Annotated in this window: 14 protein-coding genes; 9 read left to right on the forward strand and 5 right to left on the reverse strand. The window is 72.8% G+C overall.

All coding sequences use genetic code 11. The annotated features are described in order from the left end of the window. Nucleotides 1-55: 55 nt before the first annotated feature. From EJC51_RS23460 to EJC51_RS23480, 5 genes are read right to left on the reverse strand one after another with little or no spacing between them, the layout of a single operon-like run. A complete protein-coding gene (locus EJC51_RS23460; protein ID WP_425276845.1) occupies nt 56-694 on the reverse strand; it encodes an ABC transporter in 639 nt (212 codons plus the stop codon). Between the two features lie 52 nt (nt 695-746). Continuing rightward, nucleotides 747-2267 (reverse strand): ABC transporter permease, encoded by a 1521-nt coding sequence (locus tag EJC51_RS23465; protein ID WP_126272895.1) that lies wholly within the window; start codon nt 2265-2267, stop codon nt 747-749. Next, complete coding sequence (locus tag EJC51_RS23470) at nt 2264-3127, reverse strand: ABC transporter ATP-binding protein (protein WP_126272896.1); 864 nt, start codon at nt 3125-3127, stop codon at nt 2264-2266. Before EJC51_RS23470 ends, EJC51_RS23465 begins: the two co-directional genes overlap by 4 nt. Continuing rightward, nucleotides 3124-3942, reverse strand: a complete 819-nt coding sequence (locus EJC51_RS23475) for a zf-HC2 domain-containing protein (protein ID WP_126272897.1) — start codon at nt 3940-3942, stop codon at nt 3124-3126. Before EJC51_RS23475 ends, EJC51_RS23470 begins: the two co-directional genes overlap by 4 nt. Continuing rightward, nucleotides 3939-4478, reverse strand: a complete 540-nt coding sequence (locus EJC51_RS23480) for an RNA polymerase sigma factor (RefSeq protein ID WP_059195759.1) — start codon at nt 4476-4478, stop codon at nt 3939-3941. Before EJC51_RS23480 ends, EJC51_RS23475 begins: the two co-directional genes overlap by 4 nt. A gap of 133 nt (nt 4479-4611) precedes the next feature. On the opposite strand from EJC51_RS23480, the gene EJC51_RS23485 reads away from it, so the two are divergent. From EJC51_RS23485 to pstS, 9 genes are all read left to right on the forward strand, one after another. After that, complete coding sequence (locus EJC51_RS23485) at nt 4612-5040, forward strand: GntR family transcriptional regulator (protein WP_126272898.1); 429 nt, start codon at nt 4612-4614, stop codon at nt 5038-5040. Next, nucleotides 5037-5945, forward strand: coding sequence for an ABC transporter ATP-binding protein (locus EJC51_RS23490; protein ID WP_126272899.1), 909 nt, complete (start codon nt 5037-5039; stop codon nt 5943-5945). Before EJC51_RS23485 ends, EJC51_RS23490 begins: the two co-directional genes overlap by 4 nt. After that, nucleotides 5942-6937, forward strand: a complete 996-nt coding sequence (locus tag EJC51_RS23495; protein WP_126272900.1) for a TMEM14 family protein — start codon at nt 5942-5944, stop codon at nt 6935-6937. Before EJC51_RS23490 ends, EJC51_RS23495 begins: the two co-directional genes overlap by 4 nt. Further along, on the forward strand, nt 6934-7746 hold the full coding sequence (locus EJC51_RS23500) for a hypothetical protein (RefSeq protein WP_126272901.1): 813 nt from the start codon (nt 6934-6936) through the stop codon (nt 7744-7746). Before EJC51_RS23495 ends, EJC51_RS23500 begins: the two co-directional genes overlap by 4 nt. After that, complete coding sequence (locus EJC51_RS23505; protein ID WP_126272902.1) at nt 7743-8720, forward strand: hypothetical protein; 978 nt, start codon at nt 7743-7745, stop codon at nt 8718-8720. Before EJC51_RS23500 ends, EJC51_RS23505 begins: the two co-directional genes overlap by 4 nt. Before the next feature lie 168 nt (nt 8721-8888). Beyond that, entirely contained in the window at nt 8889-11261 is a 2373-nt protein-coding gene (locus tag EJC51_RS23510) for an RNA degradosome polyphosphate kinase (RefSeq protein ID WP_126272903.1), read from the forward strand. Continuing rightward, nucleotides 11242-12327, forward strand: a complete 1086-nt coding sequence (locus EJC51_RS23515) for a CHAD domain-containing protein (RefSeq protein WP_126272904.1) — start codon at nt 11242-11244, stop codon at nt 12325-12327. The genes EJC51_RS23510 and EJC51_RS23515 overlap by 20 nt, the downstream gene beginning before the upstream one ends. Nucleotides 12328-12369: 42 nt before the next feature. Then, the gene (locus EJC51_RS23520; protein WP_126272905.1) at nt 12370-12792 is read left to right on the forward strand and encodes an NUDIX hydrolase; all 423 of its coding nucleotides are present in this window, start codon (nt 12370-12372) and stop codon (nt 12790-12792) included. Between the two features lie 229 nt (nt 12793-13021). Continuing rightward, the gene (pstS, locus tag EJC51_RS23525; RefSeq protein ID WP_126272906.1) at nt 13022-14149 is read left to right on the forward strand and encodes a phosphate ABC transporter substrate-binding protein PstS; all 1128 of its coding nucleotides are present in this window, start codon (nt 13022-13024) and stop codon (nt 14147-14149) included. Nucleotides 14150-14230: the final 81 nt, after the last annotated feature.

Raw genomic sequence — 14230 nt, forward strand, 5'->3', positions numbered from 1 at the left:
CAGGCCGGACGCTGAAGCCCAGGAACTCAAGGCCAGGCCGCTCAAACCCGGCCGCTCAGGCCCTGCTCGGCTTCAAGGCCACCCGGCGTCTCAACGGCTCCGGCCCGCACGCCGCCCACACCAGCACCGCGCCGGCCAGGACCATCCCCCACCGGTCATGTGCCTGCGCCCACCTCGGGTCCTGCGGCCCCACGAACAGCGCCCACCGCCCCGGCCACAGCAGCAGCCCCAGCACGGCCGTCGTCAGCACCGCGCCGGCCACCGCCTGCCCCGGCTCCGCCGCCTGAGTGAAGCGGACCGCTGCCGCCGACGCCGCGAGCGCCAGCGTGAACGCCGTGCCCGCCTCCAGGGTCACGTCGCCCACGGGCGGACGTATCCCGTCCGGCACGAGCAGCACCGCCGCCGTCCACCACGCCGCGGTGACCGGCGCGACGAGCGCCACCCGCAGGGCGTGGCGGGCAGGCCGGCGGGTCGGCACCGGGGTCGTGGTGTGCCGGGCCGGGTCGTCCAGCACGAACGCCAGGCCCAGGGTGAAGGCGAGGATTGCGGCGCGCAGCAGGTTCAGCGCCAGCGGTTCGTCTGCCGTGTCCGACAGTCGCGCCATGGAGACGATCAGCAGCCCCACGGCACCGGCGGCTCCGAGCGCCCGCCAGGGCAGGGTCCGCAGGACGGGCACCAACAACGCTCCGATCAGCTCCACTTGCCCACCCCCAGCGCCAACAGAGCCAGCGACATCGGCCCGCCCCTCAGTCGCACTTGTCCGCCCCCACCTTCGTCTTGACCCCCAGCAGCTCCGCCACCCGAGCCGTCGTCACCTTCGGGGACACCAGCTCGGCCCAGTTCTGCTTCACCTTCGCCGCCACCTCGTCCCGCGGCTGCTCCAGCAGCGTGCGGACGACCGTCGTCTGACCGGCCGTCATCGACAGCGGGTTCGTCTGGGACAGGACGATCGCCGAGCCGCTCACGCTGTCGTCGAGGCGGACGTTCTTGAGGCTGCCGATCGGGTCGGACTGGCCGGCCAGGGCCAGCCACATGACGGTGACCATGCGGCCGTCGCACAGCTCACCGGCCGTCTTCTCGTCGCCGGTGACCAGCACCCCCGCGACGGCGGCCGAGAACTCCGGAACGCGGTTGCCGCCCCAGGCGGTGCCCACTGTCACCTGGTACGGAGTCGTCGCGGGGTCGAGGGCGGAGTCCCCGTCGAGGCCGTAGCGCGCGTCGAGCCGCTGTCGGACGAGGAGGCTCTGGTCGTGGGCGGTGCCGCCGGCGAGGGACTGGACCTCGGCCACGGTCCGTGCCCAGTCCGCGGTCCGGCCCCGCCACTCGGGGAAGGCGCAGTAGCGCGACCCGTCCCGCTCCACGCACGTCTGCACCTGCTCGGGGTGGAGCGTGGCCCGCTCCCGCGCCGCCGTCACCTCGGAGGACACGCCCTGGCCCTGCGCGACCGCGCCAAGGACCGTCAGCGCCAGCGCTCCGACGAACCCGGCCTGCACGGACCGCGCGCGCAGCCCGCCGCCGAACAGCACCGCGAGCAGCGCCACCGTCAGACCGAGCGCGGCGAGATAGAGCGCGTGCCAGGCGGCGGGGCGGCCGATCAGGTCGGAGGGCAGGGTGTTGCTGCTGGCGACGCCTATGACCGGGGTCAGCCAGCGCGTCCAGCCCTCGTCGACGCCGGCGCCGGTGCTGAGCAGGAAGAGGAACAGGAAGAAGACCACGACCAGCGGTGCCGTGAAGGCCGTTCTGATCACGCGGGCGATCAGCACCCCGGTCGCCCCGAACGCCAGCACCGTCAGCGGCCCGACCAGCAGCTCGCCCGGCGAACCGTGTCCGAGCGCGCCCGGCTTGAGCGCCTGCCAGCCGAACTGTCCGGCCACGCACACCGCGGTGAGCAGGGCGGCGGGGACCACGGAGAGCAGATGTGCGGCCGTCCGGTGTGCCCTGCTCATCACCAGCACGGTGAAGTGCCGTTCGGTGTCGCGGCGGAGGGATCTCAGTACGGCCTGGTTCACGGCCAGCAGTACCGCGAGGCCGACGAGGAGCGGGCCTCCCTGGGTGGCGCGGTCGGCGTCCTGGAGGGCCGGGTAGCCGTCCGCGTAGTCCTGGGCGCGCCAGACGGTCCAGGCCGCGTAGACGAGGAAGCCGAGGAGCACCGGGATGGTCGTGAGGAGCCTGCGCGCCTCGAAGCGGGCCAGGGCGAACACGGCCGCCCAGGAGTTCCGCGATGGCGTCTGTGTGGCGGTCGGGGCCGCCTCCATGACCGCGCTCATGCCGCCGCCACCTCCACGCCCGCGTCGTCCAGAGTGAGGAGGTAGCCGTCCTCCAGGGTGGGGTCGGTGAGGTCCGCGCCGGCGGGCGGGTGGCCCACGTTGCGGAAGGAGCCGGTGCCGGTGCGCCAGCCCGCCTTCGCGCCCGGGTCGCGGTCCGTGCTGTTCCACACGCGCCCCGCGGCCACCGCGGTCAGCTCGGCCGGGGTGCCGTCGAAGCGGATCCGGCCGCCGGCCATCACCACGACCCGGTGGCAGAGCATCGCCACGTCCTCGGTCTGGTGGGTGGACAGGAGCACGGTCCGGCCCTCGCCCGCCCGGGCGATCAACTCCCGGAAGCGCATGCGCTGTTCGGGGTCCAGGCCGACCGTCGGCTCGTCGAGGACGAGGAAGCCAGGGTCGCCGACGAGCGCCGCCGCCAGCGCCACCCGCTGCCGCATGCCGCCGGACAGCTTCTTGATGCGCTTGCCGCGGACGTCGCCCAGGTCGACCTCGTCCAGCACGCGCCGCACTTCGCGATGGCGGGCGCCGCGGTCGGTGAGCTCCTTCAGGATCGCCACGTAGTCGACGAACTCGAAGGCCGTGAAGTCCGGGTGGAAGCCGGGGGTCTGCGGCAGATAGCCGAGCCGGCGCCGCACCTCCTGCCGGCCGCGCGCGGTGCCCGGGTCGTTCCCGAGGACCGTGAAGGCGCCGCGGTCGGCGGGGACGGCCGTGGCCAGCACCCGCAACAGGGTGGTCTTTCCCGCCCCGTTGGGGCCGAGCAGCCCGGTGACGCCTCGGGTCAGCCGCAGCGACACATCGTCGAGGGCGCGGGTGCCGCCGTAATGGAGGCTGAGCCCCTCGGCGGAGACGGTGGGTGTCATACGGCACTCCTGTGGAAGACGTCGAAACGGTCACGTACGAGGAAGAGCAGGCCGACCGCGAGGGCGGCGACCGCCGCGGCGGCGCCCTGGCCGGCCGCGGTGAACGGCACGAGCGGGCCGTCCCCGGCCCGGTCGGTGGCGACGAGCAGGGCGACCCACGCGCCGCCGACCAGCGACGGCGCGAGCACCGGCCCCAGCCGCGGGGTGAGCGCGAGTCCGGTCGCGGTCAGGGCCAGCGCTGGCAGCAGCCAGGCCAGCGCCCGCAGGCCGTACGAGGGCAGCGCGAGGGTCGCCAGGCCGTTGAGACCCAGGCCCGCGGCGAGCACCGCCACCGTGCGGATCATCAGCAGCCGGAAGCCGTGCACCGGGCTGACGACCGCCATCTCGTACGTCGGGTCCAGCGCGGGGCCGTACGAGAGCGCGACTCCGGCGAGCGGGAGCAGCGGTGCGAGGGCGAGGAAGAGGGTCGGCGAGTCCGCCGTGTAGACCACGCCCACGGTCGTCATCAGCAGGAACACCACCGCCGCGAGCCATGAGCGGCGCAGTACGGGTGTCGCCGTGAGCAGCCGGGCGACATGGTCGGCGACGCCGAGCCGCACGAGGAGCCCCTCCAGCAACCCCCTGCGGGGTACGTCGAGTTCGGCGTCGAGCCGCTCCCAGCCGGCGTCGAGGGCCACCGGGTCGCTCACCGAGGCGAGTGTCTCCCGGCAGTCCGCGCAGGCCATCAGATGGGTGTCGGCGGACCAGAGCATGGGCGGCGCCAACTCGCCCCGGGCGTAGGCCCGCAGGTCCTGTTCGTCCACATGCCATGTCATGCCAGCGCCTCCCGCAGTTGCTTGCGGGCGCGCGAGGCCCGCGTCTTGACCGTCCCCGGCGGAATCCCCAGGACGACGGCGGCTTCACGGGTGGTCAGTCCGTCGATGACCGTCGCCTGGAGGACCGCGCGGAGTTCGGGTGAGAGCCGGACCAGGGCGCCCGCGAGGTCTCCGTGCTCCACCCCCGCGAGCACGCGTTCCTCCGCGGACGCCTCGTCCCGGTGCCGCAGCCTGGCCAGTGCCTGCCGCAGCCGCCCCCGCGCCCCGTCACCGCGCAGCGCGTCGACCAGCCGCCGCGAGCCGATCCGCCACAGCCACCCGGCCACGTCGCCGTCCTCCCTATAGCGGGCCTTGCCGCGCCAGATCGCGAGGAACGTCTCTTGCACGACGTCGTCGACTATCCCGGCGTCGGCGCACCGGCCCCGCAGTCGCGCGGTCAGCCAGGGCGCGAACCGCCGGTACAGCTCCTCGAAGGCGCGCCGGTCCCCGTCTGCCGCGGCCCGCAGCAGCTCGCCGTCGCTTCTCGTCTCGCTCACACCCCCTCATCGCACGAGCCCCGCCGATCGGTTCACGAAACGGCGACCGATTTTCCGACGGGGCTCCGCTTGACTTTGCCACCCCCCTTCCACCACCCTTTCACTACTCAATTAGTGAAAGGGTGGTTCACGGGTGCTCGAGTACCGCATCGACCGGCACTCCGGGGTCGCCACATACGTCCAGATCGTCCAGCAGACCAAGCAGGCCCTCCGACTGGGCCACCTGGAGCCGGGCGACAAGCTGCCCACGGCTCGCGAGGTAGTGGAGGCCACCGCCATCAACCCCAACACCGTTCTCAAGGCCTATCGCGAGCTGGAGCGCGAGGGACTGGTCGAGGCCCGCCGCGGACTCGGCACCTTCGTGCGCCGCGGTCTCGGCGCCGCCCCGGCCGACTCGCCGCTCCACGCCGAGCTGGACGGCTGGACGGCCAAGGCCCGCGTGGCCGGCCTGGACCGGGACGACGTGGCCGCCCTCTTCACCGCCGTACTCGACAAGCACTTCCCGACGCAGTTCCCCGCACAGACCGCCGCGCCCCAGCACAGCCAGGGAGACCCTTCATGACCGACACCGCCCTTGAGGCAGCCGCGCTGGGCAAGCGTTTCGGGCGGCTGCGGCGGAGCGCCGGATGGGCCCTGCGGGACTGCTCCTTCGCGCTGCCCGCCGGACGCGTGTGCGCCGTCGTCGGCCCCAACGGCGCGGGCAAGTCCACCCTGCTGGCCCTCGCCGCGGGCCTGCTGGCCCCGACCGAGGGCACGCTCACCGTGCTCGGGGCGCCCGCCGGCCAGGCCCGCGCGCGGGTGGGCTTCGTCGCACAGGACAAGCCGCTCTACCCCCAGCTCACCGTCGCCGAGACGCTCCGCATGGGCGGCGACCTCAACCCCGGCCACTGGGACGCGCGCGCCGCCGAGCGGATCGCGGCCGACGGCGACCTCGACCCGAAGGCCCGTATCCGCTCCCTGTCCGGCGGTCAGCGCACCCGGGTCGCGCTCGCCCTCGCCCTCGGCAAGCGGCCCGAACTGCTACTCCTGGACGAGCCGATGGCCGACCTCGACCCGCTGGCCCGGCACGAGCTGATGGGCGTCCTGATGTCCCAGGCGGCCCAGCACGGCACCACGATCGCCATGTCCTCGCACGTCGTGGCGGAGCTGGAGGACTCGTGCGACCACCTGCTGCTGATCGGCGGCGGACGGGTCCGGCTCGCCGGGGAGATCGACGAGATCCTGGAGACGCACGCGCGTGTGTCGGCCGCCGCCGACACCGACCTCGCCCCGCACACCGTCGTCGAGTCCCGCACCACGGGCCGCCGGCTCACCGCCCTGATCCGCCCGGCCGCCCCGCTCCCCGCCGACTGGCGCACCGGCACGCCGTCCCTGGAGGAGCTGGTCCTGTCCTACCTGCGCAACCCCGAGGCGAAGGCGACGGCGACGGCCACCCCGGCGAAGTCCCCCGAGGAGTCCGTCGCATGACCACCCTCACCCCGCCGGCCGCGGGCACCCCGCACCTCACCCGCTGGCTGATCCGCCTGCACCGCCCGGCCCTGCTGTTCTGGACGGCCGTGGTCGTCACCGTCTCCGGCGTCCTGCTGTGGCTGGGCGGTCCGCTCGCCGACGCGTCCGCGGCGGCCTGGCGGGCCTACAACGCCTGCCGGACGGCGACCTGCGCATACGACCAGGCCGCGATCCTCCACTACAAGGACGTCTACACGTACACGACCTATGCCGTCCTCGCCGCGCCCTTCCTGGTCGCCGCCTGGGCCGGCGCCGCCCTCACCGGCCGCGAGGTGGAGACCGGCACCGCGCGGCTGGCGTGGACGCAGAGCACCTCCCCGCTGCGCTGGTTCGCCTCCCGGCTGGCGCTCCCGGCGGCCGTGGTCACCGCGGGGACCGGCCTGCTGGTCCTGCTGCACCACCTGGCGTGGTCGGCGGGCAAGGGCCGCATCGACAGCCTCAAGAGCTGGTACGACCTGCCGACCTTCTACGCCAACGGCCCGGTCGTCGTCGCCCTGGCCCTGGCCGGTCTGGTCGCGGGCGCCCTCGCGGGCCTGCTCCGGCGCGGTTCCCTGCCGGCCCTGGTCGCGGGCCTGGGCTTCACCGGCCTGCTCTGGTACGGCGTCCAGCTGGCCATACCCCACCTGTGGACCACGTCCACCGCCGTGGTCGGCCTGCGCCGCTTCGCCCCGGCCGGCGGCGGCCTCGGCGTCGACGAGGGCATCGTGACCGCCACCGGCGCCCACGTCTCCAACCCGACCTGCGCCAACTCCGAGAACGTCGAATGCCTCGCGTTCTACGACAAGTTCGACGCCGTCGGCTGGTACCGCGACTACCACCCCGCCTCCCACTACTGGCCCCTCCAGCTCACCGCGACCGCCCTGGTCCTCGCCCTCACCGCCCTGCTGACCCTGCTGGCCTTCCGGCTGCTGCACCGGGAGACCGGCCTCCGCAAAGGCAGGTCCGCATGAGCGCCTTCCCGGCACAGCTCGCCACGGTGCTGCGCCTGCACCGCGCGGCCCTGATCGTGTGGACGGTCTTCGTCGCCGGCTGCGTGGGCTACCTGGTGTGGCTGACGGAGGTCACCGCCGACGCGCTCCACGACCCGCGCGGCCTGGACCAGCTGGAGTACAGCAGCCCGATGGGCTGGGTCAGCACGTTCATGTACTACGGCTTCTGGGCCGTCGCCGCCTGGTCGGCCGCCGCGCTCGTCGGCCGCGAACTGGAGTCCGGCACCGCCCGGTTGGCGTGGACGCAGGGCGTCACCCCGGCCCGCTGGCTGGCCGCGAAGCTCACCGCGCCGGCCCTGGTCCTGATCGCCGGCGGCGTGGTGTTCGTCCCCGTCTACCGCTGGGCCTGGTCGGCGCACCGCGCCCTGATGGGCGACGACTGGACGTTCGCCGACGTCTTCGCCGCCCGCGGCCCGCTCGTGGTGGCGTACGGCCTGTGCGCGCTGGCCGTGGGAACGCTCACCGCGCTCGCCGTACGCCGCACGCTGCCCGCGGCCGCCCTCGCGGTCGCCGTGATGATCGTGCTCAACCGGTACGTCGAGAAGCACCGCGAGGACTACTGGCCCCCGGCCACCGGCACCCCGCACGGCGCGCCGGTCATGCAGGTCGACTCGGCCTCGTACCATCCGCAGTCCCACTACTGGCCCCTGCACCTGGTCGAGACCGCCATCGTCCTCGGCGTCACAGCCCTGGCCACCACCGCCGCGTTCCTGCTCCTAGCCCGCCGCACCGTCCCCGCCCGCACGCCCCGCCAGGAGTCCTCCGCATGACCGCGACCACACCGGCCGCCGCCCCGGCGCCCGCCACGGTAAGACCCGCCCCCACCGGGCGCACGGTGCTGCGCCTGCACCGCGGCGCGCTGATCGTCTGGCTGGTCGTCGTGGCCGCCGCCGCGGGCAGCCTGCTGTGGGCGTACGGTCCCGGCGCCACCGAGATCTATGCCAACTGGCGGCGGGGGTGCCCCGACGACATCGACGCCTGCACGTGGGACACCACGATCAACGGCTACTACCGGGCCGTACGCCTTCCCGAGCTGGCGCTCTCCTGGCTGTGCCTGCCCGTCGCCGCCTGGGCCGGGGCCGCGCTGACCGGCCGCGAGATGGAGAACGGCACCGCGAAGCTGGCCTGGACGCAGTCCGTGAGCCCGGCCCGCTGGCTGGTCGGCAAGCTCGCCGTGCCGGCCGCCGTCCTCACTGCGGGCACGACCGTGCTGGTGCTGGTGCACCGCCTGACCTTCGAGGCGAACCCGTTCCCGGTGTACCTGACCTGGTCGGAGCGGGAGGTCTTCGTCGCCAACGGCTCCGTCGCCCTCGCCCTGCCCCTGTGCGCCCTCGCCCTCGGCGCGCTCACCGGCCTGCTGCTGCGCCGCACCCTGCCCGCGCTCGCCCTCGGCACCGCGGTCACCTGGGGCGTCGTCCGCCTCACCGCCCTGGTGACCCCCGACCTGTGGCCGTGGAAGACCGCCACCGCGTCCCTGGAGTCCGAGTGGCCCGCCACGGCCGGCGACGTCCCGTTCGGCGACCAGGGCATGCTGACCGACACGGGAGCCCGCATCCCCTACCCGAACTGCGGCGACGACTTCGAGCAGTGCATGGCCGACCACCACGCGGTCGCCTTCTACGCCGACTACCACCCCGCCTCCCACTTCTGGCCCCTCCAGCTCGTCGAGACCGGCATCCTCCTGGGCGTCGCCGCCGCGGCCGTCGCCACCGCGTTCTGGCTGCTGCGCCGCCGTACCGCCTGACATCCGGGCCGGGACGGGCCACGGGCCACGACTTCCGGGCCGCACGTCCTCCCACGGGGGTGGGGGACGTGCGGCCCGGACCCGTGGACGCCCGGGAGCCGTCCCGCGATATCCCGCACGCCATGTCTCCGTAACCATTGGTTCAGACGGGCTTGCGACGCTCGGCGAATGAAGCCCGCCGTGCCAGAGCCTTCGCCGCCCTCCGGGGGGTCCGCGGGGAACGGGGACCTCCGCCTCGCCGCCGCGCTCCCGCCCGCGCTGTCCGACGCGCCCGTATCGCCCATGGCGCGGAACAATGGGTCCATGAGCCAGCCCAACGCCCAGGCGTCCGCACAGGTCCAGCACGCGCAGCCCTCCGTGGGCTCCATAGCCGCACACCGCCCGCACACCGTCGCGGCGGTCGTCTCGGATCTGGAACCCGACATCGACGCCGACCTCGACGCGTACGAGGAGGCCCCGTACGACGGCGTCGAGCTTCCGCAGGGTCGTTTCCTCGACCGGGAACGCAGCTGGCTCGCGTTCAACGAGCGCGTCCTGGAACTCGCCGAGGACCCGAACACCCCGCTGCTCGAACGGGCGAACTTCCTCGCCATCTTCGCCAGCAACCTGGACGAGTTCTTCATGGTCCGGGTGGCCGGACTCAAGCGCCGTATCGCCACCGGCGTCGCCACCCGTTCGGCCTCCGGTCTCCAGCCGCGCGAGGTGCTGGAGATGATCTGGGCCCGCTCCCGCGAGCTGATGGCCCGGCACGCCGCCTGCTACCACGAGGACGTCGCCCCCGCACTCGCGGAGGAGGGCATCCACCTGGTCCGCTGGAACGAGCTCCAGGAGAAGGAGCAGGCTCGCCTCTTCACCCTGTTCCGGCACCAGATCTTCCCGGTCCTGACCCCGCTGGCGGTCGACCCGGCGCACCCCTTCCCGTACATCTCGGGTCTCTCCCTGAACCTCGCGGTCGTCGTACGCAACCCCGTCACCGGCCACCGCCACTTCGCCCGCGTCAAGGTCCCGCCGCTGCTGTCCCGCTTCCTGGAGAGCTCCCCCGGCCGTTACGTCCCCATCGAGGACGTCATCGCGGCCCACCTGGAGGAGCTGTTCCCGGGCATGGAGGTGCTGGAGCACCACGCCTTCCGCCTCACCAGGAACGAGGACCTGGAGGTCGAGGAGGACGACGCCGAGAACCTGCTCCAGGCCCTGGAGAAGGAGCTCATGCGGCGCCGCTTCGGCCCGCCGGTGCGCCTGGAGGTCGAGGAGTCCATCGACCGCGAGGTGCTCGACCTGCTCGTGCGCGAGCTGAAGATCTCCGAGGCCGAGGTGTATCCCCTCCCCGGCCCCCTGGACCTCACCGGCCTCTTCCGCATCGCCTCGCTCGACCGCCCCGAGCTCAAGTACAAGAAGTTCATCGCCGGCGTCCACCGCGACCTGGCCGAGGTCGAGTCGGCGTCCGCGCCGGACATCTTCGCGGCCCTGCGCGCCCGCGACGTCCTCCTGCACCACCCGTACGACAGCTTCTCCACCTCCGTGCAGGCCTTCCTCCAGCAGGCGGCCGACGACCCGGACGTCCTCGCCATCAAGCAGACCCTGTACCGGACCTCGGGCGACTCCCCCATAGTCGACGCCCTCATCGACGCCGCCGAGGCCGGCAAGCAGGTCCTCGTCCTGGTCGAGATCAAGGCCCGCTTCGACGAGCACGCCAACATCAAGTGGGCGCGCAAGCTGGAGGAGGCGGGCTGCCATGTGGTGTACGGCCTCGTCGGTCTGAAGACCCACTGCAAGCTGTCCCTGGTGGTCCGTCAGGAGGGCGACACGCTCCGGCGGTACAGCCACGTCGGCACCGGCAACTACCACCCGAAGACGGCCCGCCTGTACGAAGACCTCGGCCTGCTCACCGCCGACCCCCAGGTCGGCGCGGACCTCTCCGACCTCTTCAACCGCCTCTCCGGCTACTCCCGCCGCGAGACGTACCGCCGCCTCCTGGTCGCCCCCAAGTCCCTGCGCGACGGCCTGATCTCCCGGGTGAACAAGGAGGTCCAGCACCACCGCGCGGGCCGCCCGGCGTTCATCCGCATCAAGGTCAACTCGATGGTCGACGAGGCGCTCATCGACTCGCTCTACCGGGCCTCCCAGGCGGGCGTGCCGGTCGACGTCTGGGTGCGCGGCATCTGCGCGATCCGCCCGGGCGTGGAAGGCCTGTCGGACAACATCAGGGTCCGCTCGATCCTCGGCCGCTTCCTCGAACACTCCCGGGTCTTCGCCTTCGGCAACGGCGGCGAGCCCGAGGTGTGGATCGGCAGCGCCGACATGATGCACCGCAATCTCGACCGCCGTATCGAGGCGCTGGTCCGGGTCACCGACCCGGCCCACCGCGCATCCCTCAACCGCCTTCTGGAAACGGGCATGTCCGACACCACCTCCTCCTGGCACCTGGGCCCGGACGGCGACTGGGAGCGGCACGCCACCGACGCGGACGGCCAGCCCCTGCGCAACATCCAGGAGATGCTCATAGACGCCCGGAGGCGCCGGCGTGGCACAGCAACACCTTGAACCGACGGACGCCACGGCCGGGGCGGCCACGGCGGACGCCCTCGCGGGCTACCTCCGCGCCCAGGCCACGGAGTTCCTCCGAGCCCTGCGCCAGCACCGCGAGAACGGCGGTGCGGCGGCGGGCGGCTCGGAGGCGTCCGTCGACGCGGCCCGGGCCCTGCGCCGCTCGGCCCGCCGCATCAGCGCCAGCCTCCACACCTTCCGCCCCCTCCTGGACCCGGACTGGTCGGAGCGCATCCGCCCCGAACTGGCCTGGCTGTCCGGCACGTTGGCGCTGGAACACGCGTACGAGGCAAGACTGGAACGCCTGTTGCTGGCCCTGCACAGGCTGTCGGGCGCGATGCTGCCGGTTCAGTCCGGCGGAGCCGCCGCGGCCAGTCGTGCCGCTGGGGCGGCACCAGCCGGCGCTGCGAGCGGAAACCCCGGTACGCCCACCCCGGACCGCGGCAACCTGACCGTGGGCGCGGCGAAGGCAGGCGCCCTCCTGGACCGCCAGCTCACCCTCGCCCGCACTCGGGCCCACAGCACCGCCCTCCAGGCCCTGGGTTCCAGCCGCTTCCACGCGGTCGCCGACAACATCGCCGTCCTGGCCAGCGAAGTCCCCCTGTCCCAGACCGCCGCCACCACCCCGCTCCTTCCCCTCGCCGCCGCAGCCGAGGACCGCCTCAACGACGCCGTCACCGCCCTCCCCCTGGTCACCGCGGGCCACCCCTACAACGCCGAGGCCCTCGTTCACGGCCTCTCCCCGGACCCGTCCCCCCACCCCCAGGACGCCCCCTGGCACCAGGTCCGCCTGCTGCTGCGCCTGCACCGTTACGCCCGCGAGGTCCTCCACAACGCCGAGATCGTCGACGTACGCCTGCTCGCGGCCGGCGAAGCGCTGGACCGCCACCGCGACGCGTCCGAGGCGGCGGCCGCCGCGGCACAGGCGGCGCGCACCCCGCGTATCGCCCCGGCCACCGCGTACGCCCTCGGCGTGCTCCACGCCGACCAGCGCCACGAGGTGGAGGCCGCGAGATTCGCCTTCCAGCGGGCCTGGCAGAAGGAAACAGTCAGCACCCCCTAGCCGAGACGACCGAGACAGCCGAGAAGGAACGGTGAGCGCCCCGTGAGCTCTCCCGACACGACCACCGTCCACGCGGCCGGCTGCGTTCTGTGGCGCCGCTCCCCCATCGACGGCGAGCTGGAGATCTGCCTCGTCCACCGGCCGAAATACGACGACTGGTCGCACCCGAAGGGCAAGCTGAAGCGCGGCGAGGACGCGCTCGCCGGCGCGCTGCGCGAGGTGGCGGAGGAGACCGGTTACGAGGCGACCCCGGGCACCAGGCTGTCCACCGTCCGCTATCTGGCGAACGGCCGCCCCAAGCAGGTCCAGTACTGGGCGGCGGAGGCCACGGCCGGGGCGTTCACCCCGAACACCGAGGTGGACCGCATCCTCTGGCTTCCTCCGACGGCGGCCCGCAACCGTCTGACCCAGCAGCGGGACCGCGCGCTGATCGACGAGCTCCTGGCGGCACTGCATCTCGCATGAGGCCGGTGCGCCCCGTGGAATGCAACCGTTCCGTGACCTAACCGCACCTTTCGCAGGGGTTCACTCTCCGTTCATTTCCGCCAGTCGGCGCCTTCACCTGATCTGCCTAATTTCGGCCTTACGCGGTGCGGACCGCGCCTCGCGGGAACACCTCGACGACGCATCCGCGCCACCCAGTCTTCGCACGCCGCCGAATTCAGGACGGCGGCTCTCGGAAGGAACTCCCTCAGTGAAGCTTCAGCGCAAGAACCGGCGGGCTCTCGCTCTCGGCGCGTTCGCCGTCTCCGGCGCCCTGGCCCTCACGGCGTGCGGCTCGGACGACACCGGCAACAGCAACGGCGGCGACTCCTCCGCCAGCGCTCAGGCCGGCAACATCAAGTGCGACGACGCCAAGGGTCAGCTGCTCGCCGACGGCTCCTCCGCGCAGAAGAACGCGATCGACACCTGGGTGAAGTCGTTCACCGCGGCCTGCTCCGGTGTGCAGATCAACTACAAGGGCTCCGGCTCCGGCGCCGGTGTCACCGCCTTCACGCAGGGCCAGGTGGCCTTCGCCGGTTCCGACTCGGCGCTGAAGCCCGAAGAGGTCACCGCCTCCAAGTCCGTCTGCAAGGGCGGCCAGGGCATCGACCTGCCGATGGTCGGCGGCCCGATCGCGGTCGGCTTCAACGTCCCCGGCGTCGACAAGCTCGTCCTCAACGCCGAGACCATCGCCAAGATCTTCGACAGCAAGATCACCAACTGGAACGACGCGGCGATCAAGAAGCTGAACCCCGACGCCAAGCTCCCCGACCTGAAGATCCAGGCGTTCCACCGCTCGGACGAGTCCGGCACCACGGACAACTTCACCAAGTACCTGATCGCCGCCTCCCCGGCGAACTGGAAGTACTCGGGCGGCAAGGCCTGGCAGGCCAAGGGCGGCCAGTCGGCGTCCGGCTCCTCCGGTGTCGCCCAGCAGGTCAAGCAGACCTCCGGCGCCATCTCCTACATGGAGCTGTCGTACGCCAAGGACGGCATCGTCCCGGTCACCGTCGACACCGGCGCCTCCGCCCCGGTCGAGGCCACCGTCGAGAACGCCACCAAGGCCATCGCCGCCGCCAAGGTCGTCGGCACGGGCAAGGACCTCTCGCTGGAGCTGGACCGCGCGACCAAGGCCGAGGGCGCCTACCCGATCACCCTGGTCACGTACGAGATCGTCTGCGACAAGGGCAACAAGGCCGACACCCTGCCCGCCACGAAGGCGTTCCTGCGGTACATCGCCTCCGAGGACGGCCAGGGCCAGCTCTCCGCGGCCGGCTACGCCCCGATCCCCGACGACATCATCGCCAAGGTCCGCACCACCATCGAGGGCCTGAGCTGATCTGAGCGTGCGGCCCGTCCCCTCGCCGGGGCCGGGCCGCACCGTCCGGTGCACCGCCGCCAGGAGCCGCACACACCGTGC

It is taken from the genome of Streptomyces aquilus (assembly GCF_003955715.1).
Classification (GTDB): Bacteria; Actinomycetota; Actinomycetes; order Streptomycetales; family Streptomycetaceae; genus Streptomyces; species Streptomyces aquilus.